The sequence below is a fragment of the Sphingomonas sp. Sphisp66 genome, from assembly GCF_047324325.1.
Classification (GTDB): Bacteria; Pseudomonadota; Alphaproteobacteria; order Sphingomonadales; family Sphingomonadaceae; genus Sphingomonas.
The window spans coordinates 3940400-3960212 of sequence record NZ_CP168508.1 but is presented as its reverse complement, the minus strand read 5'-3'; the positions used below and the strand labels follow the sequence as shown (position 1 = coordinate 3960212).

The window sequence follows — 19813 nt, the reverse complement described above, 5'->3', positions numbered from 1 at the left end:
ATCGGCGCCGATCAGCGGGAGAGGACGCTGGTATCCTCCATCCAGTCGGCCACGCCTGGGTCGTTCTCGATCAGCGCGTCCGGGTCCTGGGTCGGCGGAGCGAGGTCGGGGCCGAGGCCGAGCGAATCGGGGATCACTACCATGGTGGTGCCGGGCCCGACCACTTCGGCCAGCGCGCGGCGGAACGGATCGCTGCCCTGGAAGCGGCCGGCATCGGGCGCCGCATAGCTGGCGGCGGCGCCGCTCTCGCCCGGCAGGATCATGCGCTGCCAGCGATAGTCGCCGCCTACCACGTCCTGCAGTACATAGGCCTGGGTGCGCTCGATTACCCCGTCGAACGCCACCGGCGCCGATCCGATCTCCACGCCGTTGCGCAGCACCACCATCCGCCGGTCAGCGCCGCTGACCACGATCGAGACCGGGCCCGAGCGCGACAGTTCGGGGCGCCACACCGCCGGTCCGGCAGGGAAGGCGGGGCTGGTCGGCTTGGCGCCCACGCGCAGCGCCGGTGCCTGGTTGGTGACGATCACGGTCATGCCCAGGTCGGTCTCGTCGAACAGCAGCCGGGCGAATTCGTGCGGCAGGCGGATGCAGCCATGCGAGGCGGGATAGCCGGGCAGGCTCCCGGCGTGCAGCGCGATGCCGTACCAGGTCAGCCGCTGCATGAACGGCATCGGCGCGTTCGAATATTTGCTCGATCGGTGCCACTTGGCTTTCTGGAGGATGGTGAACACGCCCGTCGGCGTGCGGTGCCCCGCCTTGCCGGTCGATACGGTGGAGACTGCGATCGGCACGCCGTTGCGATAGGCGACAACGCGCTGGGTGGCGATGTTGACCACCACCAGCATCGGCCCGCGCGGGGCGATCTCGGGCACCCAGATATATTGGCCGGGCTTCAGCCGCGCGACCGAATCCATCACCGCGCCGGCATTGATCGGCTGCATCTGCGCAGTGCCGGCGGTCGCCAGCAGCCCGCAGGCGGCGGCGAGCACAAGCGCGCGGATTCGCGTCGATCTTAGCAAGACTCAACCCCCGGAACTGACGTCATGACACCCTATCAGCGCGGGGCCGTAACGGAAACGGGCGGTTGCAGGAAAGCTGTTAGTCCCTAGCTTGGGCGCATGAGTCCCGCCGACGGCATCGCGAAACGGCTCCGCGGAGCGCTGATCGGCCAAGTGCGCGCGGTGTTCAACGATTCGGCGCGCGGCGAGAAGCCGGTCCAGCGCAAGCCGGACGAGAGCCTGTTCGGGCCCAGATCGGTGGTGTGGCGGGTGCACGGCGACGTCACCACGATGATGGTCGGCGGGGTGACCGCGCTGCTCCTCCAGATGCTCCACCCCGCGGTGCTGGCGGGCGTGTGGGACCACTCCACCTTCCGCGGCGACATGCTCGGGCGCCTCAGACGGACCGCGCGCTTCATCGCGGTGACCACCTATGGCTCGGCTGCCGAGGCCGAGGCGATGATCGAGAAGGTGCGCGACGTGCACACCCGCGTGAAGGGCGTGCTGCCGGACGGCACGCCCTATGCTGCCGACGATCCGCACCTGCTCGCCTGGGTGCACGTCACCGAGGCGGTGAGCTTCCTCGATGCCTGGATCCGCTATGCCGAGCCCGACATGTCGCGCGCCGACCAGGACAGCTATTTCGCCGATTTCGCCCGCATCGCCGAGGCGCTGGGCACGGCCGACGTACCGCGCAGCCGGGCCGAGGCCGATGCGCTGATCGGCCGGATGCGCCCCGAGCTGGTTGTCGATTCACGCACCCGCGAAGTCGCGCGCATGGTGCTCGACCAGCCCGCGCCGAGCATGGCGGTGAAGCCCTTCCAGGCACTCACCTTCGGTGCGGCGGTGGACCTGCTGCCCGGCTGGGCGCGGACGATGCACGGGCTCTCCGGCGCCGGCCTGGCAACGCCCGCGGTGCGCCTCGGCACGCGCGGCGTCGCCAACACGCTGCGCTGGGCGTTTCGTTAGTCTTCGCTGGTCTCGGCGCCAGTCGCGGGCGCTTCTTCGTCTTCCGCCAGCGCGATCGAGACGGTGCCCCGGCCCCGGCGGGCAAGGCCGATTTCCTTCGCGGCGGCGCGGGAGACGTCGATCAGCCGACCCTTGCCCCAGGGACCGCGGTCATTGATCCGCACGACGACGCTGCGCCCGGTCTCGACATCGGTGACGCGCACGCGCGTGCCGAAGGGCAGGCTGCGGTGCGCGGCGGTGAAGTCGCTGGGGTCATAGGCTTCGCCGCTGGCGGTGCGCTTGCCGGCGAACCGGTCGGCATAATAGCTGGCCTCGCCCGTGGCGATCGCGGCTTCGGGCGCCAGGCCGGGTGCGTTGGCATGGGAGATCGCGCAGGGCGACAGCAGCATTGCCGCAACGGCGAATGCCATCCCCCGTTCGAACCTTGCCCCCATTACACACGCCTTGATGTTGTCCCCGGCGCGGGCCTGCCGGTGATCGGTGAACAAATCCACACCGGCGGGCGGATAGTGCGTCATGTCGTGGCGGTGCGGCGACGAGCCGCGCAATCGGGAGGCGCTCAGGCCGCGTCGAAGGCGAGCGTGTAGGTATAGCTGCGATAGGGAGTCGCCGATCCCGCCGGTGCCTCGGTGCGGTGGCGGACGAGGATCAGATAGAGGCCGGCATCGCTCGGGCGCAGCGCGAGATTGCCCTGCGCGTCGGACTTGACCGTGCCGACGATCTTCTTGCCGTCGTAATTGCCGGTGGCGCGGAACAGCGTGACTTCGGTGTCCGCCAGTGGCTTGCCGTCGAAGAGCAGCCTGAACTTGGCGTCGCTGCCCGCGCTGATCTCGCCCGGATGGGTGATCGCCTGCACTTCCAGCGCGGTGCCGATCGGCTTGAGCGCGCCGCTGCTCGCCGCGCCCCGCGTGACATAGGCCTCGGCCAGCGTCGTGCTCTGCACCGCGACTTCGCGGGCACCGGCGGGCGGCGTGCCGTCCTCGCCGGCGATGATCCACTTGCCGCCGACCGAATACATCTTGCCCATCCGCCCGAGTCGCTGGCCGGTGGTTAGGCGATAGGTGCCCTCCGCCGACAGGTCCGCCTCGAAGATGGTCAGGTCGCGCAGATAGGTCGGCTTGCCGACTTCGCCGCGCGTGCCGTCGGGCTTGATGAAGTGGAAGGGCGCGTCCTTCATGCCGATCTCGGGCACGAACGCATCCTCGCCGAACGCCGAGGTGACGGTGGCGTGATCGCCCTTGCCCACGTCGAACAGGGTTGGGAGGAGGTAGGGCATGTGCGCCTGGGCAGTGCTGCCCAGCGCAATCGCACCGAGTGCACCCAGCAGGATCAGTTTCGGAAATCGCAATGATCGGCCCCAGTGGAAGTGTTGCGGATCGAGTATTGCGATTCACTATCAATCGCAAGTCATGATCGGAGAAAGGCGGCCTCCCGGAGAGGCCGCCCCGCCCGCTCAGTTCCTGCCAGCCTCCTGCATCCGCCGGGCTTCCGCCGATCCTTCTTCCAGGAACACATAGAGCGCAGCGATCCTGCCGCCCTCGACCAGGATGAAGTCCCAGCCGGTATAGGCCGTCGTCGCGCCCTTCGGCCCCGATCCCCAGCCGATCCGGCCGGCATTGTGGAGCGCCTGCGGATTGCCCGGCGCATAGGCGAAGTCGGGATGTGTCGCCCGCAGTGCGCCGGCGAATTCGGCGATCGCCGCATGGCCGGTGACCGGCCCCGTCGGCGCATAGAGCACGCCGTCCTCGGCCCAGAGCTCCTCGATCGCGGCGCGGCGGCGGGTCGCATCGCCTTCGCCGAAGACTTCCTCGAGATTGCGCAGCAGCAGCGTGCGGATACGATCGGCTGGTTCGCTGTTCGGTACCATCTTTACCTCCATCATGCGGTCCCCGAGGCCGGAGCCTCGGGGGAATGTCGCGTTCAGATCTGGGCCTGGCCGCCATCGACGAACAGCTCGACGCCGTTGACGAAGCTGGCATCGTCGGAGGCGAGGAACAGCACCGCCTTGGCGATCTCCTCGGGCTGGCCGACGCGGCCCGCCGGGATCAGGCTGGCCAGATAGTCCTTGGTGCCTTCGGCCTGTTCGCCGCCGCCGAACAGCTCGTTCAGCCCGGCGGTGTCGGTCACGCCGGGGCTGACCGCATTGACGCGGATATGGCGGTCCTTGAGGTCGAGGATCCAGTTGCGCGCGAAGTTGCGGATCGCCGCCTTGGTCGCCGAATAGACGCTGAACGCCGGCGTGCCCGAGATGCTGGTGGTCGAGCTGGTCAGGATCACCGATGCGCCGTCCTTCAGCAGCGGCAGCGCCTTCTGCACGGTGAACAGCACGCCCTTCACGTTGGTGGCAAAGGTCTTCTCGTAATGCTCTTCCGAGATGGCGCCGAGCGGGGCCATCTCGCCGCCGCCGGCATTGGCGAACACCACGTCGATCTGCGCATGCTGCTGCTGGACCGCGTCATAGAGCCGGTCGATGTCGGCAAGCTGGGCCATGTCGCCGCGCACCCCGGTCACCCGGCCGCCGATCGCCTTCACAGCGGCGTCGAGCGCATCCTGGCGGCGGCCGGTGACGAACACCGATGCGCCCTCGTCCGCGAATGCCCTTGCCGTGGCCAGGCCGATGCCGCTCGTGCCGCCGGTCACCACCACCACCTTGTCCTGGAACTTGTTCGCCATCGTCTGTCTCCTTCGGGTTTCGGCAAAGTGCCGTTGCCCGCATGAGATGCAGTGTGAACGATGATGCGTGTAGTCGGCGAATATGGCACTTAGCGTTCCACTGGAGGAACGATGATGCGCGTGGACCTGAACGACTATGCCTATTTCGCCGAGGTCGTCGCGCATGGCGGGTTCGCCGCGGCGGGGCGGGCGCTGCGCGAACCCAAGTCGAAGCTCAGCCGCCGCATCGCCGGGCTCGAGGAGCGGCTCGGCCTGCGCCTGATCGAGCGGTCGAGCCGCCGCTTCCGCGTCACCGATACCGGCCAGGCCTTCTACGAGCGCTGCCGCGCGATCCTCGCCGAGGCCGAGCAGGCGGAGGCGCTGGTGCTGCAGGCCCAGGCCGAGCCGCATGGCCGCATCCGCTTCAGCTGCCCCACCGGCATGCTCGAGCCGATCGCCGGCCTGATCTCGTCCTTCCTGCTGCGCTATCCCAGGGTCCGGCTCCAGCTGGTGGCGACCGATCGCCCGGTCGACCTGATCGCCGAGCGCGTCGACCTCGCGCTCCGCGTCCGCGCCAGCCTGACCAGCGATGCGGCGCTGACGATGCGCTCGCTCGGCAAGTCGACCCGCATCGTCGTCGCCAGCCCGCAGCTCGCCAACCGGATCGAGACGATCGAGCAGCTGGCCCAGGTCCCCGCGCTCGCGACCAGCGACGCCGCGGACGATCTGGAATGGCATCTGGAGACCGAATCGGGGAGCACCCATGTGCTGCGCGTCGAGCCGCGGCTGGGCTGCGAGGACATGGCGAGCGTCCGCAATGCCGCGATCGACGGGCTGGGCGTCGCGATCCTGCCCGATCATGTCTGCTTCGAAGCGCTGAAGGCAGGCCGGCTGGTGCGCGTGCTGCCGGAATGGCGCGGGGTGCAAGGGATCGTGCACCTGGTCTTCACGACGCGCCGCGGGCTCCCGCCCGCCGTGCGCGCGCTGATCGATCACCTCGCGGCCGGCTTCCCGCGCGACCTGGTGATGCGGTGATAGCCGATCTCCCCCTCCCCAATGGGGAGAGGGAGAAGGAAGCCGTCAGACGTCCAGGTTCGCCACGCTCAGCGCATTCTCCTGGATGAAGTCGCGGCGCGGCTCGACCACGTCGCCCATCAGCTGGGTGAAGATCTCGTCGGCGACATCGGCCTGGTCGATCTGCACCACCAGCATCGAGCGGTTGGCAGGATCGAGCGTGGTCTCCCAGAGCTGCTCGGCGTTCATCTCGCCAAGGCCCTTGTAGCGCTGGATCGACAGGCCCTTGCGGCCGAACGCCAGGATCGCGTCGAGCAGCTGGCTCGGGCGCGAGACCAGCGCCTCGCCCTTGCCCACCGCCACCGGCACGTCGTTCTCGTCGACTTCCACCGGCGCGGGCGCCTCGGCCTCGGCAGCGGCTGCCGCCTTGGACGGGACCAGCTTCGAAGGCACGAGATAGCTCGGCGCCTGCTCGGCGGCGAGGCTGTGCAGCTTGCGCGCCTCGGCCGAGACCAGGAATGCCGCCTCGACGATGTGGTGATCGGTCACGCCGCGCCACAGCCGCTCGAAATGATAGCCGCCGTCCTCGGTGATCCGCGCCGTCCAGCGCGCCTCGGTATCGGCCGCTTCGAGCCGGGCGACGGTGGTGGTCAGACTGGCGGCGCGCTGCTCGCGCGTCGCCACCGGATCGAACCCGCCGCCGAGGGCCAGCACTTCGATGATGTCCGGCGAATAGCGGCGCGGCACATAGCGCATCAGGGTGCGCAGGCGCCGGGCATGCTCGATCAGGTCGCGCAGGTCGTCGCCGCTGCGCAGCGACCCTTGCGTGTCCAGCATCGTGCCGCCCACGCCCGCATCGACCAGATACTGGTCGAGCGCCGCATCGTCCTTCAGATAGACCTCGCTGCGGCCCTTGCTCGCCTTATAGAGCGGCGGCTGGGCGATATAGAGGTGCCCGTTGGTGATGATCTCGGGCATCTGGCGGTAGAAGAAGGTGAGCAGCAGCGTGCGGATATGCGCGCCGTCCACGTCTGCGTCGGTCATGATGACGATCTTGTGGTAGCGCAGCTTCTCGATGTTGAAATCGTCGCGGATGCCGGTGCCCAGCGCCGTGATGATCGTGCCGATCTCGCGGCTGGCGAGCATCCGGTCGAAGCGCGCGCGCTCGACGTTCAGGATCTTGCCGCGCAGCGGCAGGATCGCCTGGAACTGGCGGTCGCGGCCCTGCTTCGCCGATCCGCCTGCCGAGTCACCCTCGACGAAGAACAGTTCGGACTTGGCCGGATCGCGCTCCTGGCAATCCGCCAGCTTGCCGGGGAGCGAGGCGATGTCCATCACGCCCTTGCGCCGGGTCAGCTCGCGTGCCTTCTTGGCGGCTTCGCGGGCGGCGGCGGCGTCGATCACCTTCTGGATGATCATCTTCGCGTTGGCCGGATTCTCTTCGAGATACTCGGCCAGCTTGTCCGCCATCAGGCTCTCGAGCGGCTGGCGCACTTCGGACGAGACCAGCTTGTCCTTGGTCTGCGAGCTGAACTTGGGATCGGGCAGCTTGACCGAGACGATCGCGGTCAGGCCCTCGCGCATGTCGTCGCCGGTGAGGCTGACCTTCTCCTTCTTCAGCGCGCCGCTCTTGTCGGCATAGCTGTTGATCGTGCGGGTCAGCGCGGCGCGGAACGCCGCCAGATGCGTGCCGCCGTCGCGCTGCGGGATGTTGTTGGTGAAGCAGAGGACGTTCTCGTAATAGGAGTCGTTCCACTCCAGCGCCACGTCGATGGTCACGTCGTCGCGCGTGCCCGCGATCGCCACCGGCTCGGGCATCAGCGGCTGCTTGTTGCGGTCGAGCCACTTCACGAAGGCCGCGATGCCGCCCTCGTAATAGAGCTCGACTTCCTTCACTTCCTCGTGCCGCGCATCGCGCAGGAACAGGCGCACGCCCGAATTGAGGAAGGCCAGCTCGCGATAGCGATGCTCGAGCTTGTCGAAGTCATACTCGATCTGGTTGCGGAAGGTGCCGCCGTCGCCGGGCGCCTTCTCGGTCGAGGCGAGGAAGGTCACGCGGGTGCCCTTCTTGCCCTCGGGCGCCTTGCCGATCACCTTGAGCGGTGCGGTTGCGTCGCCGTACGCGAAGCGCATCCAATGCTCTTCGCCGTCGCGCCAGATGTTGAGGTCGAGCCACTCGGAAAGCGCGTTCACCACCGAGACGCCCACGCCGTGCAGGCCGCCCGAGACCTTGTAGGCATTGTCGTCGCTGGTGTTCTCGAACTTACCGCCGGCGTGGAGCTGGGTCATGATGACCTCGGCCGCCGACACGCCTTCTTCCTTGTGGATGCCGGTCGGGATGCCGCGGCCATTGTCCTCGACCGAGACCGAGCCGTCCGGATTCAGCTGGATGATGATCTTGTCGCAGTGGCCGGCCAGCGCTTCGTCGATCGCATTGTCCGAGACCTCGAACACCATGTGGTGGAGGCCCGAACCGTCGTCGGTGTCGCCGATGTACATGCCGGGGCGTTTGCGCACTGCGTCCAGTCCCTTGAGGACCTTGATCGAGTCTGCGCCGTAGCTGTTCTGGTTCGGGGTATTTTCGGGAGTGGTGTCGTCGCTTGCCATGCCCAGCATATAGGTATTGGCGTCACGAAACGGAAGCAAAATGCACCCCTTCCGCACGCCCCCGGAACATGCTCAAAATGGTGCATCGAGCACGGTAAGAAGGGGCGGCAGGATGCGCAGGCTGGCGGGTGCGTTGATCGGGGCGGGGCTGCTGGCGGCGGTGCCCGTAGCGGCACAGGAATCGGCGGCGCTGCGCCCCGATCAGGCGAAGTTCTTCGATCTCTACAAGGAGCTGGTCGAGACCAACACCGTGGTCAATGTCGGCAGCTGCACCCAGGCCGCCGGGCAGATCGCCGCGCGGCTGAAGGCGGCGGGCTTCGCCGACGATCAGCTCACCTTGTTCAGCACCCCCGATCATCCCAAGGACGGCGGGCTGGTCGCGGTCTATCCGGGCACCTCGGGCAAGGCGAAGCCTATCCTGCTGCTCGCCCATATCGACGTGGTCGCCGCCAAGCGCGAGGATTGGGTGCGCGATCCGTTCAAGCTGGTCGAGGAGAAGGGCTATTACTACGCCCGCGGCACCGCCGACGACAAGGCGATGGCGGCGATCTTCGCCGATGCGCTGATCCGCTTCAAGCAAAGCGGCTACAAGCCGAAGCGCACGATCAAGCTGGCGCTGACCTGCGGCGAGGAGACGACCTGGGCGTTCAACGGCGCGCAGTGGCTGGCCAACAACAAGCGCGACCTGATCGATGCAGAGTTCGCGCTCAACGAAGGCGGCGGCGGCAACACCGACGGGCACGGCAAGCTGCTCAACCAGGAAATGCAGGTCGGCGAGAAGGCGGTGATCAACTTCCGCCTCGAGACGAGCAATCCCGGCGGCCACAGCTCGATCCCGGTGCCCGACAATGCGATCTACGAATTGTCCGACGCGCTGGCGAAGGTGCGCGGTTACGAATTCCCGCTCGAGATGACCGACACCACCCGCGCCTTCTTCGCCAAGGCGGGCGCGGCGCGCGGCGATGCGCTCGGCAAGGCGATGGTCGCGATCGCCGCCAATCCGAACGACAGGCAAGCCGAGCAGCTGCTCAACACCGACCGCATCTATCATTCGATGCTCCGTACCACCTGCGTCGCCACGCTGATCGAGGGCGGCCATGCCAACAACGCGCTGCCCCAGCGCGCCGCGGCCAATGTCAATTGCCGCATGTTCCCCGGCCGCACCGTCGACGAGACCCAGGCCGCGCTCGCCGCGGCGATCGGCGATCCCAAGGTGACGATCACTCCGGTCCCGCCGATCCGCCCGGTCGCCAAGGCGCCACCGCTCGATCCGAAAGTGATGGGTCCGGCCGAGAAGCTGGTCGCGAAATACTTCCCCGGCGTGCCGATGGTCCCGTCCATGTCGACCGGCGCGACCGACGGCATCTTCCTCGAGGCGGTGGGCATCCCGGTCTACGGCGTGCCCGGCCCCTGGGGCGACCCCGACGGCAATGGCGTGCACGGGCTCAACGAGCGGATCGAGGCCAGGTCGCTCTATGTCGGCCGCGACTATCTGTTCGATCTGGTGAAGGCCTACGCCGAGCAGCAATAGCGGCGCACCCAATCCTCCCCCGCCAGGGGGAGGTGGCGCGCGCAGCGCGACGGAGGGGGAGGTAAGCGAAGCCGATAGTGGATTGCTTACCTCCCCCTCCACCAGCTTCGCTGGTCCCCCTCCCCCTGGCGGGGGAGGATTGAGGGAGCAGGCAGTGGCCCCGAATTTCGATTGAACGACCGGACTACTCCGCCGCAACCAGCCCCTCCACCACCCGATACCGCGTAGCCCCGCCCGGCACCGCTTCGAACAGCCCCGGCTCGGTGCCCGTCATCCACACCTGCCCGCGCCCCTCCAGCCGTTCGAACAGCGCCGCCCGCCGCCCGGGATCGAGATGCGCGGCGACTTCGTCGAGCAGCAGGATCGGCGCACGGCCGGCACGCTCGGCCACCAGCTCGGCATGGGCGAGGACGAGCCCGAGCAGCAGCGCCTTCTGCTCGCCGGTCGAGCAGAGATGCGCGGCCTGGTTCTTGCCCAGATGCGTGACCAGCAGGTCGGCGCGGTGCGGTCCGCTGAGCGTGCGGCCCGCCGCGGCATCGCGCCGGCGCCCGGTGGCGAGTTCGCGGGCAAGCGTGTCGGCATCGCCCTGCCAGCCCTCCAGCGTCAGCCCCGCCCGGGCGAAAGGTCCCTCGGGCTGGGCCTCCAGCCGCTCGGCGAGCTGGTCGACCATCTCGCGCCGGGCGGCATCGATCGCTGCGCCATGCTCGGCCATGCGCGCCTCCAGCGCGGTCAGCCAGTCGGCATCGGGCACGCCTTCTTCGGCCAGCAGCCGGTTGCGCTCGCGCATCGCCGCTTCGTAGCGGGTGGAGTGATGCGCGTGCCCTGGCGCCAGCGCCAGGGTCAGCCGGTCGAGGAAGCGCCGCCGCTCGCCCGCCGCATCGACGAACAGCCGGTCCATCGCCGGGGTCAGCCACAGCACGCTCACCCATTCGGCGAGCGTCGTGGCGGCGGCGGTGGCGCCGTTGATCCGCACCAGCCGCCGCTCGGGCGCATCGGGATTGGTGCCGGTACCGATGTCCGTCTCGCCCAGCCGCGCCGCCACGCCGAACCCGCCGCTGCCGCCCTGCCGCGCCATCTCGGCAAGCGGCGCGCGGCGCAGGCCCCGGCCCGGGGCGAGCAGCGAGAGCGCCTCCAGCACGTTGGTCTTGCCTGCGCCATTCTCGCCGCTCAGCACGACGAAGCCCGGCCCGGGCACGAGCACGGCGTCTTCATGGTTGCGGAAGTCGGTCAGGACGAGGCGGGACACTGCCATTCCCCGCCGATAGCCGCTATTGCCGCGGCGCGCGACATCGCGGATGATCGCGCCGACACGAAAAGGGGGATTATCGATGCGTACCCGTCTGTTCCTTGCCACGCTGCTCGTGCTGGCACCGATGCCGGCGCTGGCCGACGTCACCGCGCGCTATACCGCCGGCGGCAAGGAGCTGGTGATCGAAGTCGATGACGGCGGCAATTCGCGCCTCGATGTCGGCGGCAAGTTCATGATCATCCACCGCGACGGTGTCGACTATGTCGCCGTGACCGACAAGGAAGGCACCAAGGTCTTCGAACTCCAGGCGATGGCCGACCTGATCAAGGGTTTCATCCCCAAGAGCGAGGATCCCAAGGCCAAGGAATTCCAGTTCGGCCTCGCGCCCGGCGCCGCCGCGACCGTCGCCGGTCAGCAGGGCGAGGCCTGGAAGCTGCTGATGGTCAAGGGCGACGAGGCCTCGAAGAAGAAGCATATCGAGATGGTGGTCAGCGCCGATCCGAAGCTCGCGCCAGTCGGCAACGTGTTCCGCCGCGCGATCGAGGTGGTGAACAGCTTCTTCGGATCGATGTTCCCCGAGGAGACCGGCTTCGCCGCGCGGCTCACCGAGCTGTTCGCCAAGGGCACGCCGCTGCGCGTCACGCCCGTAGAGGAAGGCGCCGCCAAGCAGGAAGGCCCGCTGATCGAGTTCAAGTCGCTCGACACCGCCGAGATCGACGCCAAGCATTTCGAGCTGCCCGCCCCGGTCACCTCGGCCGACGAGATCTTCGGCGCGATGGATGCGCTGATGAAGCCGAATGCCGGCGGGGCGATCAAGGACCTGCCCTGACTGGCTGGAAATGCGCGGTTACAGCCTGAACTGATCCCCGGCGAAGGCCGGGGCCCAGTTTCGGCGCACTATCGATGACGCAGGAACCTCACGAACGACATGGCAACTGGGTCCCGGCCCCTTCGACCGCCCGTAGGGCGGGCGCTCAGGACAGGCTTCGCCGGGGAACCGGGTAGCGATGTGCCCTAGATTCCCTCGAGCCCGGCGGCCTTCAGGCTCGCCTGCGCCTTCCGGTACTTGGCCGGGTCGCCGATGTTGAGCCGCTTGCGGACCTGGTCGAGCGGCTCGGCGAGCAAAGTCTCGTAATCCTCGCCGTGCAGCCAGGCCGCGCGCTTGCCGTGGCGATAGCCCTCGGCCACCGCCTTGAAGAAGTCGAGCTTGCCGGTGATGCGGATGCTCTTCAGCGCCGCGCCCAGCCCGATGAATCCCCAGCCGAGCCCGCCGGTCTGGGCATAGGAAAAGGCGACCAGGCAGGCCTCGCCGAGATGCTCGTCGGCCTGATAGCCGGTGATGACGTGCCACAGATCATGGATGTCGCGCTCGCGCCGGCCCATCCAGGCATAGGGATGCTGGAGATCGGCATTCTGGAACGCGCCCTCGACCATGCTCACCGCGACCAGCCCGTCGGCCGAATAGCCGGTCGAATCGAGGAAGCTGCGATAGGCCGCGCCCACCGTGCCCTCGGCGAAGCCGTCGATCCAGGCGCGGTCGCCCAGCCGCTCGGCCATCTCGACATGCTGGAAGGCGATGCGCCCGCCCTCGGGCATGGTCAGCAGCTTGCGATAGCTCCGCTGCGTCGCATCGCCGTTCAGCGCGCGCATGATCCGGAACACCTGCTCGGTATCGTCGCCATTGGCGAGCAGCCGCCCCAGGGCACGGAACGCCGTTCCCCATTCCCGCTTCATCGGGATGCCGGGGTTGAAGATCTGCGGTGCGGGCTGGGTGGCCATAAGCGATTCCCTTACTGACAATAGTGTCAATACAGGAGTCGGGTTAAGGAATCAACCTGCGTCGCCGCGCGAGCATGCCTGACAAGAGTTCTTGACAATCGGGCGCCGGAATGACAAGAGCTCTTGTCATATGGTACAGAGTTCTGGACAGCGCGAATGAAGAACCGGCTGCGCGTGCTGCGGGCCGAGGCCGGGCTCAGCCAGGGCGACCTGGCCGGGCTGCTCGGCGTCTCGCGCCAGACGATCAACGCGGTCGAGACCGACAAATATGACCCGAGCCTGCCGCTGGCGATGCGGCTGTCGAAGATTTTCGGAGTGCCCATCGATGCCATCTTCCTTGACGACTGGATCCCGCCCGAGCGCCCCCATGGCTGAGCCCGGGAACCGCCGCCGCCTCGTCCGTGCCGCGATCGGCGCGGTGGTCGGCCTCGTCCTCGGCTTCGCCGCCGGACAGGCCGGGCTGTTCGACTGGCTGGAAGGCCTGCCGGGCGAGGACATCGCCTCCACCACGGTCGCCGGCATGTTGCTGATGCTCGGCCTGTTCGCGCTGGTCGCCGCATCGAGCCGCACGCTCTACCGGCGCATGGCCGAGAATTACCGGGAGGGCGATCCGCTCGACGGCAGCGTGCTGCGCTATCTGCGCGCCAGCGGCGTCGTGCTGCTCCTCTCGGCGGTGCTGCTCCTCGCCCCGCCGCTGGCCGTGCGTTACGGCCTCACCGGCGATGCCGCGATCGCGGTCGCCGCGGGCATGGCGGCGCTGCTCGCGTTCCAGACTTGGCTCAACCTCCGGATCATGCGGACCAGCGACGAGCTCAGCCGCGCCGCGATGGCCGAGGCCTCGGTCGCGAGCTTCTGGCTGCTCCAGCTCGGCCTGTTCGGCTGGGCGGCGCTCGCCAGGCTCGGGCTGGTCGCGGAAGTCAGCATGTGGACGCTGATGACGATCTCGACGGCGATCTATCTGGTCGTGTCGATCGTCTCGGCGCTGCGCCGGGGCATGTTCGCCTGAGGCAGGCGCCGTAAACCTCACTGTTCCCCGCGGCAAGCCGGGGTCCAGGGTTTCTCATCCCAATCGCTTGTGACCCTGGGCCCCGGCTTTCGCCGGGGAACAGGAAGGGTTTCGAGGCGGGATCACACCCGCATCGGCATCAGCACGTACAGCGCCGGCGACTTGTCGTTCTCGCGGATCAGCGTCGGCGCCGCGGCGTCGGCCAGATGGACTTCCACCGAATCGCCTTCGATCTGGTTGAGGATGTCCATCAGATAGCGGCTGTTGAAGCCGATCTCGAATCCCTGGGCGGCATAGTCGCCCGGCACTTCTTCCGCCGCCGCGCCATTCTCCGGGCTGGTCACCGACAGGATGATCTTGTCGCGCTCCAGCGCCATCTTCACCGCGCGGGTCTTCTCGGTCGCGATGGTCGAGACGCGGTCGACGCCTTCCATGAAGCTCTTCGGATCGAGCTTCAGCAGCTTGTCGTTCGCGGTCGGGATGACGCGGGTATAGTCCGGGAAGGTGCCGTCGATCAGCTTCGAGGTCAGGATCGCCTGGCCCAGGTCGAAGCGGATCTTCGAGGCCGAGAGCGACACGCCGATCGAGCCGTCGACTTCGTCGAGCAGCTTGCGCAGCTCGCCCACGCACTTGCGCGGGATGATCACGCCCGGCATCGCATCGGCGCCGTCCGGCCGCGCCACGGTGACGCGGGCAAGGCGGTGGCCGTCGGTCGCCGCGGCGCGCAGCACCGGCGTCGCCTCGTCGACCACGTGCAGATAGATGCCGTTGAGATAATAGCGCGTCTCTTCGGTCGAGATCGCGAAACGGGTCTTGTCGATGATCTGCTTGAGCGTCTCGGCCGGCAGCTCGAACACGGTCGGCAGCTCGCCCTCGGCGATCATCGGGAAATCGTCGCGCGGCAGCGTCGACAGGGTGAAGCGCGCGCGCCCGGCATTGACCGTGATGCGGCCTTCCGCGGCGGTCAGCTCGACCTGCGCGCCCTCGGGCAGCTTGCGGACGATGTCGAACAGCGTGTGCGCCGGCACGGTGATCGCGCCCGGCTGGTCCACTGCCGCTGCGATCGTCTCGTCGATCTGCAGGTCGAGGTCGGTCGCCATCAGGCGCAGCGCGCCGCCCGGCTGGGCCTCGATCAGCACGTTGGACAGGATGGGGATCGTGTTGCGCCGCTCGACCACGGACTGGACGTGGCTCAAGCCCCTCAACAGAGTTGCGCGTTCGATCGTCGCCTTCATCAAGAACCCCCGGGGCATGTATAGCCCGAATCTAACCCGGTACCGGGACTTATCCGACCTTTACCCTTAACGGCAAAAAGAGCCGGAGCAAGCGCTCCGGCCCTGTAGTTCACACCTTAAATCGGTGGTTGATCGCCTTTGCAGCGATCTCAGAAGCGCACACCGAGGCCCGCGACCACCTGGTGGCGCTTGGCATCGATGCCGGCATCGTCGTTATTGTACTTCGAATAGCGATACTCGCCCTTCAAGTAGACCTTGTCGTTGAGCTTCACTTCGGCGCCCGCGCCGGCACGCCAGCCATCGGCATTGTCCGAGGTGCGGATGTCGGTCGCGCCCGCCACATAATGGCTGTCGAACTTGGCGTTGGTATAGCCGCCCTTGGCATAGATCAGCGCCTTGCCGCCGACGGTGAAGCCGACGCGCCCGCCGACATACAGGTCGCGGCCGGTGCTGATGCGGCCGCGGTCGCCGGCGACCAGGATGTCGGTCTCGGTGCGCTTGGCGGTGGAGCCGGTGGCTTCGCCTTCCACGCCGATCACGGCGCTGCCGGCCTGGAAGTCATAGCCGATCTGGCCGCCATAGAGCACGCCGTCGGCGCCCTTCACGCCGCTGCCCGACGGCTTCACATGATCCCAGCCGGTGATGACCTCGGCACGCGGGCCGGTGAAGCTGGCATCGGTGTCCTGGGCAAAGGCAGGCGCGGCAAAGGCAGAGCCGGCGAGAAGCGCTGCGGCGGCGGCGATGAACTTGGTACGCATAACTGAACTCCTTGGGTACGCACCCGTGCGTTTCGGCGCGGGCAGGGTTCAAAACCGGGATGGATCCCGCACTGTTTCATGAACCCCAGATAAACAGGAAAAAGCGTGACTTACGGGCAACAGCTCGGCATCGGCCGCGCGGCCCGTCGTGCCTTCACCCCGGTGCGGCGAACATGATGGACATGGAGCCTCCCTCATTTCGTTGCGCCCGTCCGGCGCTGGTGTGGTAGTGAGCTACCGCACCTGTTCGTTGGATGAACGAAACGAGGTCATATTTGGGCACTTGCCTTTCTCTCGCCACGAGGGCTTGTGCGACGGCGATGACGAACCAGCGCAAAGGCCGCGATTTCATCGCCCGCCACGGCGAGACCGTATTCAACCTCGCCCGGCGCATGCAGGGCGATCATCCGCACACCCCGCTCACCCGCGCGGGCTTCGCCCAGGCCGATGCGATGGGGGCCGCGCTGCGCGATATCCTCGGGCCCAGGCCGAAGCTGACGATGTGGTCGTCGAGCGCCGGCCGCGCGCTCCAGACGCTGGCGGTGATCGCCGAGCATCTCGAGCTCGACTGGCACCAGGCCCGGCACGACGACCGGCTGGTCGAGATCGGCATGGGCGAATGGAGCGGGCGCTATTATGCCGACCTGATGGCCGAGGCGCCGGGCTTCCTCGATGTCGAGCACGGCCTCTACACGCGCCCGCCGCCGGGCGGAGAATGGTATGATTCGATCGCGGTCCGGGTGTCGTCCTGGCTCGCCGATACCGATGAGGATCCGGGCGACCGGCTGGTGATCATGCACGGCATGTCGAGCCGCATCCTGCGCGGGGTGATGACCGGCCTGCCGGTCCGGCCGGAATTCGGTGCACCGGTGGCGCCAGATCTGCCCCAGGGCTCGGTAGTCCGGATCGAGGGCGGAGTGGAGACGGTGGTGCATCTCGGCACCGGGCGCGGCGCGGCGCCGGCATGAGCGCGCTGGCGCTGGCGCTGTTGCTCGCCCAGGGGCGGGTGCCGCTCGGCATCTATGACAGCTGGGGCGCGTTCCGCGATCCTTCGCCCTTGCGCTGCTTCGCCATCGCCCAGCCGGTGGAGAAGCGCCGCGATCCCGGGCCCTTCGCCAGCGTGGCGAACTGGCCGCGCGACGGCGTGCGCAACCAGCTCCATATCCGCCTGAGCCGCGCACGCGCGCCGAACGCGCGGGTCACCCTGTCGATCGGCGAGCGCCGCTTCGAGCTCCAGGCCGGCGACAGCGACGCCTGGGCGCCCGACGCCCGCACCGACGCCGCGATCGTCGCGGCGATGCGCTCGGGCCGCAGCATGAGCGTGGAGACGCTGGGCGCGAACGGCGCGCCTTTTGCCGACAGCTATGCGCTGAAGGGCGCGGCGACCGCGATCGACGCGGCCGCGCTGGGCTGCGCGAAGGGATAGGGGCATAAAATTCCCCTCCCTGGAAGGGAGGGGTTAGGGGTGGGTGGAGGCCTGGCGATACTGCCACGCCCCGCCCGGCATCACCGTATCGGGGGCAAGGACCCACCCCGACCCCTCCCTTCCAGGGAGGGGAGTGATGCGCAAACTTACGGCTGCTTCGCCGCCGGCGCGCCGCCCGAGGCGGCAAGCTTCGCGCTAGCTGCCATCTGGATGCGCTTGTTGAGCAACGGGTCGCTCTGCATCGCCTGGCCGATCGCGTTGAAGCGCTCGGCGGTCAGGCCCGCGCCGGTGGCGGCGGCGGCCATCTTGGCGCCCTTGTCGGCATCGGGGGTGGCGGTGTCCTTGCGGATCTTCTCGACCTCGAGCGCCGCGGTGGCGAACTGATCGACCTCCGCATCGGTCACCGGGCCATTGGCCTGGGGTGCGGCGGGGGCGGGGGTGGTCTGGGCCGAGGCGTCCGGCGTCGCCGGAGCCGGGCTGCTCTGCGTGGTCTGGGCCAGCGCGGCCGGGGCAAAGGCCAGCGTCGCGCCGGCAAGGATCGTACCGATAAGCTTCATTACTGCACTCCAAAACGCAACTAACTCGCCCCCTTGAACGCAATGCTGCGGTGCGGGGATGCAACAGGACAAGCCGAACGCGGTGCGTCGTGGCCTGTCCGGGGTTAGTTGAGATAGGCCTGCAGCCCCGAAACCAGCGCATCGAATACTGCGCGGACCCGCGCGAGGCCGCGCAGATCCTCGTGGCAGACTACCCAGGTCTCCAGCTCGAAGCGGAAATCGGGCAGCAATCGGACCAGCCCGTCGCGCGTGCCGATCGGCACCTGGCAGATGCCGATTCCCAGCCCGGCGCGGATCGCCGCGAGCTGGGCATGGTCGCTGTCGCTGCGAAAGGCGAGGTCGCCCAGCTCCACTGCGAATCCGGCCGCCTGCACGGCGCGCAGCGTCGACGAATCGCTCTCTGGCCCGATCAGCCGGTGTCCGGACAGGTCGGCCATGGAAGTTGGCAGTGTCCGCTCGGCGAGATAGTTCGGGTGCGCATGCACGCCCAGCGGCACCGCGCCGATCCGCCGCGCGACCAGGGCGTCCTGCTGGGGCGGCACCATGCGGACCGCGACATCTGCTTCGCGGCGCAGCACGTCCTCGTTGCGGTTGCTAGGGCTCAACTCGATCACCAGACGCGGATGTTTGCGCGCAAGGTCCGCGAGGATCGGCGGCAGCGCCTCCACCGCGATCACTTCGCTGGCGGTGACGCGCACCGTGCCGGTCACTTCGTCGGGCGCGGCGGAGGCGGTGCGAACAAAGGCGTCCGAAGCGATCGCCATGGCGCGCGCATGCTCGTGCAGCGCCCGCCCCGTCTCCGTGGGGGTGAGCCCGCCGGGGGAGCGGGTGAACAGCGGCGTGCCCAGCGCCGCCTCCAGTGCAAAGATCCGCGTCCGAACCGTCGGCTGCGCAAGGTTCAGCCGCCGCGCCGCTCCGGAAAGGCTCCCGGTCTCCAGCACCGCCAGGAATGCCCGCTGCTGCTCCCAGTCGATCTCGCTCATCAAATTCTTCTAGGCGGACTGCAAAGCTTAGGCAATTTTCTTCCAACCCCGATTCATCCACCCTCGCGAACATCGGCAAGATTGGAGGCTGGAATGGAACGGATCGCATTGGTGCTCGGGGCGAGCGGCGGGGTAGGCGGCGAGACGGCGCGGGCGCTGCTCGGCAAGGGCTGGCAGGTGCGCGGGCTGGTCCGCCAGCTGCGCCCCGGCCTCGATCCCCGGATCGACTGGCGCGAGGGCGACGCGATGGTCCGCGCCGACGTGCTGGCCGCGGCGCAGGGCGTCTCGGCGCTGGTCCATGCGGTCAACCCGCCGGGCTACCTCGAATGGGACAAGCGCGTCCTGCCGATGCTGGAGAACAGCATCGGGGCGGCCCGGGCCAACGACGCCCGGCTCGCCCTGCCAGGGACGATCTACAATTACGACCCCGCCCAGACCCCAGTCGCCCGCCCCGATTCGGCCCAGATGCCGGGCACCCGCAAGGGCGGCATCCGCAAGGCGATGGAGGCCCGGATCGAGGCATCGGGCGTCCGCGGCCTGATCCTGCGCGCCGGCGACTATTATGGCCCAAGGCCCGGAAACTCCTGGCTTTCCCAGGGCATGATCACGCCGGGTAAGCCGGTGACGCGGGTCACCAATCCGGGGCGCAAGGGCGTCGGACATGCCTGGGCCTATCTCCCCGATGTCGGCGAGGCCTTTGCCCGGCTGCTCGATCGCGAGGCCGAACTGCCCCGCTTCGCCCGCTTCCATTTCGCCGGCCATTGGGACCCCGACGGCAGCGCCTTCCCCAAGGCGATCGCCGAGGCGGGCGGCCGCAAGGCCAGGCAGGTCCGCCTCCCCTGGGTGCTGCTGCCGCTCGCCGCGCTGTTCAACCCGACGATCCGCGAGCTGCTGGAAATGCGGCCCTTCTGGAACCACCCCGTCCGCCTCGACAATCGCGAGCTGGTCGCCTTTCTCGGCGAGGAGCCGCACACCCCGCTGGCCGAGTCGCTGCGGGAAAGCCTCAAAGCGCTGGGGTCACTGGAATAATCGCGCGGGATAGACTA

At 68.2% G+C, this 19813-nt stretch carries 21 protein-coding genes; 9 read left to right on the top strand and 12 right to left on the bottom strand.

What is annotated here, in order from left to right; translation table 11 throughout:
- Nucleotides 1-11: 11 nt before the first annotated feature.
- Nucleotides 12-992 (bottom strand): L,D-transpeptidase, encoded by a 981-nt coding sequence (locus tag ACEN8G_RS17975; RefSeq protein WP_413416369.1) that lies wholly within the window; start codon nt 990-992, stop codon nt 12-14.
- Between the two features lie 129 nt (nt 993-1121).
- Between ACEN8G_RS17975 and ACEN8G_RS17970 the strand changes: the two genes are divergently transcribed.
- Nucleotides 1122-1970, top strand: coding sequence for an oxygenase MpaB family protein (locus ACEN8G_RS17970; RefSeq protein ID WP_413416370.1), 849 nt, complete (start codon nt 1122-1124; stop codon nt 1968-1970).
- On the opposite strand, the gene ACEN8G_RS17965 is transcribed toward ACEN8G_RS17970, so the two are convergent.
- From ACEN8G_RS17965 to ACEN8G_RS17950, 4 genes are all read right to left on the bottom strand, one after another.
- Nucleotides 1967-2380 (bottom strand): septal ring lytic transglycosylase RlpA family protein, encoded by a 414-nt coding sequence (locus ACEN8G_RS17965; protein WP_413416371.1) that lies wholly within the window; start codon nt 2378-2380, stop codon nt 1967-1969. The two genes, ACEN8G_RS17970 and ACEN8G_RS17965, sit on opposite strands and share 4 nt — an antisense overlap.
- 149 nt (nt 2381-2529) lie before the next feature.
- A complete protein-coding gene (locus ACEN8G_RS17960) occupies nt 2530-3318 on the bottom strand; it encodes a DUF4198 domain-containing protein (RefSeq protein ID WP_413416372.1) in 789 nt (262 codons plus the stop codon).
- A 105-nt stretch (nt 3319-3423) separates the two neighbouring features.
- Nucleotides 3424-3837, bottom strand: a complete 414-nt coding sequence (locus tag ACEN8G_RS17955) for a nuclear transport factor 2 family protein (protein ID WP_413416373.1) — start codon at nt 3835-3837, stop codon at nt 3424-3426.
- Between the two features lie 53 nt (nt 3838-3890).
- Nucleotides 3891-4643, bottom strand: coding sequence for an SDR family NAD(P)-dependent oxidoreductase (locus ACEN8G_RS17950; RefSeq protein WP_413416374.1), 753 nt, complete (start codon nt 4641-4643; stop codon nt 3891-3893).
- A 111-nt stretch (nt 4644-4754) separates the two neighbouring features.
- Here ACEN8G_RS17950 and ACEN8G_RS17945 point away from each other — a divergent pair, with 111 nt between their 5' ends.
- Nucleotides 4755-5657: a LysR family transcriptional regulator gene (locus tag ACEN8G_RS17945; protein ID WP_413416375.1), complete on the top strand. Its 903-nt coding sequence runs from the start codon at nt 4755-4757 to the stop codon at nt 5655-5657.
- Nucleotides 5658-5702: 45 nt separating this feature from the next.
- Here ACEN8G_RS17945 and gyrB read toward each other — a convergent pair whose 3' ends face one another.
- Nucleotides 5703-8252 (bottom strand): DNA topoisomerase (ATP-hydrolyzing) subunit B, encoded by a 2550-nt coding sequence (gene gyrB / locus ACEN8G_RS17940; RefSeq protein WP_413416383.1) that lies wholly within the window; start codon nt 8250-8252, stop codon nt 5703-5705.
- Nucleotides 8253-8355: 103 nt separating this feature from the next.
- On the opposite strand from gyrB, the gene ACEN8G_RS17935 reads away from it, so the two are divergent.
- Complete coding sequence (locus tag ACEN8G_RS17935) at nt 8356-9774, top strand: M20/M25/M40 family metallo-hydrolase (RefSeq protein WP_413416376.1); 1419 nt, start codon at nt 8356-8358, stop codon at nt 9772-9774.
- Nucleotides 9775-9958: 184 nt separating this feature from the next.
- Here the strand turns inward: ACEN8G_RS17935 and recF are convergent, their stop codons facing one another.
- Nucleotides 9959-11026 (bottom strand): DNA replication/repair protein RecF, encoded by a 1068-nt coding sequence (gene recF, locus ACEN8G_RS17930; protein ID WP_413416377.1) that lies wholly within the window; start codon nt 11024-11026, stop codon nt 9959-9961.
- A gap of 76 nt (nt 11027-11102) precedes the next feature.
- Here recF and ACEN8G_RS17925 point away from each other — a divergent pair, with 76 nt between their 5' ends.
- Nucleotides 11103-11852 carry a hypothetical protein gene (locus ACEN8G_RS17925; protein WP_413416378.1) on the top strand — a complete coding sequence of 250 codons (750 nt, stop codon included), beginning with the start codon at nt 11103-11105 and terminating at the stop codon, nt 11850-11852.
- Nucleotides 11853-12037: 185 nt separating this feature from the next.
- Here the strand turns inward: ACEN8G_RS17925 and ACEN8G_RS17920 are convergent, their stop codons facing one another.
- Nucleotides 12038-12802, bottom strand: a complete 765-nt coding sequence (locus tag ACEN8G_RS17920; RefSeq protein WP_413416379.1) for a Coq4 family protein — start codon at nt 12800-12802, stop codon at nt 12038-12040.
- A 156-nt stretch (nt 12803-12958) separates the two neighbouring features.
- Between ACEN8G_RS17920 and ACEN8G_RS17915 the strand changes: the two genes are divergently transcribed.
- Both ACEN8G_RS17915 and ACEN8G_RS17910 read left to right on the top strand, forming a co-directional pair.
- Nucleotides 12959-13177, top strand: a complete 219-nt coding sequence (locus tag ACEN8G_RS17915) for a helix-turn-helix transcriptional regulator (protein ID WP_307117217.1) — start codon at nt 12959-12961, stop codon at nt 13175-13177.
- Entirely contained in the window at nt 13170-13808 is a 639-nt protein-coding gene (locus tag ACEN8G_RS17910; protein ID WP_413740651.1) for a hypothetical protein, read from the top strand. Before ACEN8G_RS17915 ends, ACEN8G_RS17910 begins: the two co-directional genes overlap by 8 nt.
- A gap of 122 nt (nt 13809-13930) precedes the next feature.
- Here ACEN8G_RS17910 and dnaN read toward each other — a convergent pair whose 3' ends face one another.
- On the bottom strand, nt 13931-15043 hold the full coding sequence (dnaN, locus tag ACEN8G_RS17905; protein WP_413416380.1) for a DNA polymerase III subunit beta: 1113 nt from the start codon (nt 15041-15043) through the stop codon (nt 13931-13933).
- Nucleotides 15044-15192: 149 nt separating this feature from the next.
- Nucleotides 15193-15801 carry an outer membrane protein gene (locus tag ACEN8G_RS17900; RefSeq protein WP_413416381.1) on the bottom strand — a complete coding sequence of 203 codons (609 nt, stop codon included), beginning with the start codon at nt 15799-15801 and terminating at the stop codon, nt 15193-15195.
- A gap of 320 nt (nt 15802-16121) precedes the next feature.
- Here ACEN8G_RS17900 and ACEN8G_RS17895 point away from each other — a divergent pair, with 320 nt between their 5' ends.
- Together ACEN8G_RS17895 and ACEN8G_RS17890 are read left to right on the top strand one after the other, a co-directional pair.
- Nucleotides 16122-16769, top strand: coding sequence for a histidine phosphatase family protein (locus ACEN8G_RS17895; RefSeq protein ID WP_413416382.1), 648 nt, complete (start codon nt 16122-16124; stop codon nt 16767-16769).
- A complete protein-coding gene (locus tag ACEN8G_RS17890; protein WP_307117222.1) occupies nt 16766-17227 on the top strand; it encodes an invasion associated locus B family protein in 462 nt (153 codons plus the stop codon). The genes ACEN8G_RS17895 and ACEN8G_RS17890 overlap by 4 nt, the downstream gene beginning before the upstream one ends.
- 146 nt (nt 17228-17373) lie before the next feature.
- Here the strand turns inward: ACEN8G_RS17890 and ACEN8G_RS17885 are convergent, their stop codons facing one another.
- Nucleotides 17374-17784, bottom strand: a complete 411-nt coding sequence (locus ACEN8G_RS17885) for a DUF4168 domain-containing protein (RefSeq protein WP_413740650.1) — start codon at nt 17782-17784, stop codon at nt 17374-17376.
- Between the two features lie 104 nt (nt 17785-17888).
- Entirely contained in the window at nt 17889-18767 is an 879-nt protein-coding gene (locus ACEN8G_RS17880) for a LysR family transcriptional regulator (protein WP_413419403.1), read from the bottom strand.
- A 93-nt stretch (nt 18768-18860) separates the two neighbouring features.
- Between ACEN8G_RS17880 and ACEN8G_RS17875 the strand changes: the two genes are divergently transcribed.
- On the top strand, nt 18861-19796 hold the full coding sequence (locus ACEN8G_RS17875; protein ID WP_413740649.1) for an NAD(P)H-binding protein: 936 nt from the start codon (nt 18861-18863) through the stop codon (nt 19794-19796).
- Nucleotides 19797-19813: the final 17 nt, after the last annotated feature.

What these genes read in the sequence shown, in the direction of transcription:
- ACEN8G_RS17935 (WP_413416376.1), top strand. Translation starts at nt 8,356, where the DNA reads ATGCGCAGGCTGGCGGGTGCGTTGATCGGGGCGGGGCTGCTGGCGGCG.
- ACEN8G_RS17880 (WP_413419403.1), bottom strand. Translation starts at nt 18,767, where the DNA reads ATGAGCGAGATCGACTGGGAGCAGCAGCGGGCATTCCTGGCGGTGCTG.
- ACEN8G_RS17920 (WP_413416379.1), bottom strand. Translation starts at nt 12,802, where the DNA reads ATGGCCACCCAGCCCGCACCGCAGATCTTCAACCCCGGCATCCCGATG.
- ACEN8G_RS17950 (WP_413416374.1), bottom strand. Translation starts at nt 4,643, where the DNA reads ATGGCGAACAAGTTCCAGGACAAGGTGGTGGTGGTGACCGGCGGCACG.
- ACEN8G_RS17965 (WP_413416371.1), bottom strand. Translation starts at nt 2,380, where the DNA reads ATGGCATTCGCCGTTGCGGCAATGCTGCTGTCGCCCTGCGCGATCTCC.
- ACEN8G_RS17875 (WP_413740649.1), top strand. Translation starts at nt 18,861, where the DNA reads ATGGAACGGATCGCATTGGTGCTCGGGGCGAGCGGCGGGGTAGGCGGC.
- ACEN8G_RS17890 (WP_307117222.1), top strand. Translation starts at nt 16,766, where the DNA reads ATGAGCGCGCTGGCGCTGGCGCTGTTGCTCGCCCAGGGGCGGGTGCCG.
- ACEN8G_RS17885 (WP_413740650.1), bottom strand. Translation starts at nt 17,784, where the DNA reads ATGAAGCTTATCGGTACGATCCTTGCCGGCGCGACGCTGGCCTTTGCC.
- ACEN8G_RS17915 (WP_307117217.1), top strand. Translation starts at nt 12,959, where the DNA reads ATGAAGAACCGGCTGCGCGTGCTGCGGGCCGAGGCCGGGCTCAGCCAG.
- ACEN8G_RS17945 (WP_413416375.1), top strand. Translation starts at nt 4,755, where the DNA reads ATGATGCGCGTGGACCTGAACGACTATGCCTATTTCGCCGAGGTCGTC.
- ACEN8G_RS17900 (WP_413416381.1), bottom strand. Translation starts at nt 15,801, where the DNA reads ATGCGTACCAAGTTCATCGCCGCCGCCGCAGCGCTTCTCGCCGGCTCT.
- recF (WP_413416377.1), bottom strand. Translation starts at nt 11,026, where the DNA reads ATGGCAGTGTCCCGCCTCGTCCTGACCGACTTCCGCAACCATGAAGAC.
- ACEN8G_RS17910 (WP_413740651.1), top strand. Translation starts at nt 13,170, where the DNA reads ATGGCTGAGCCCGGGAACCGCCGCCGCCTCGTCCGTGCCGCGATCGGC.
- gyrB (WP_413416383.1), bottom strand. Translation starts at nt 8,252, where the DNA reads ATGCTGGGCATGGCAAGCGACGACACCACTCCCGAAAATACCCCGAAC.
- ACEN8G_RS17895 (WP_413416382.1), top strand. Translation starts at nt 16,122, where the DNA reads ATGACGAACCAGCGCAAAGGCCGCGATTTCATCGCCCGCCACGGCGAG.
- dnaN (WP_413416380.1), bottom strand. Translation starts at nt 15,043, where the DNA reads ATGAAGGCGACGATCGAACGCGCAACTCTGTTGAGGGGCTTGAGCCAC.
- ACEN8G_RS17955 (WP_413416373.1), bottom strand. Translation starts at nt 3,837, where the DNA reads ATGGTACCGAACAGCGAACCAGCCGATCGTATCCGCACGCTGCTGCTG.
- ACEN8G_RS17970 (WP_413416370.1), top strand. Translation starts at nt 1,122, where the DNA reads ATGAGTCCCGCCGACGGCATCGCGAAACGGCTCCGCGGAGCGCTGATC.
- ACEN8G_RS17925 (WP_413416378.1), top strand. Translation starts at nt 11,103, where the DNA reads ATGCGTACCCGTCTGTTCCTTGCCACGCTGCTCGTGCTGGCACCGATG.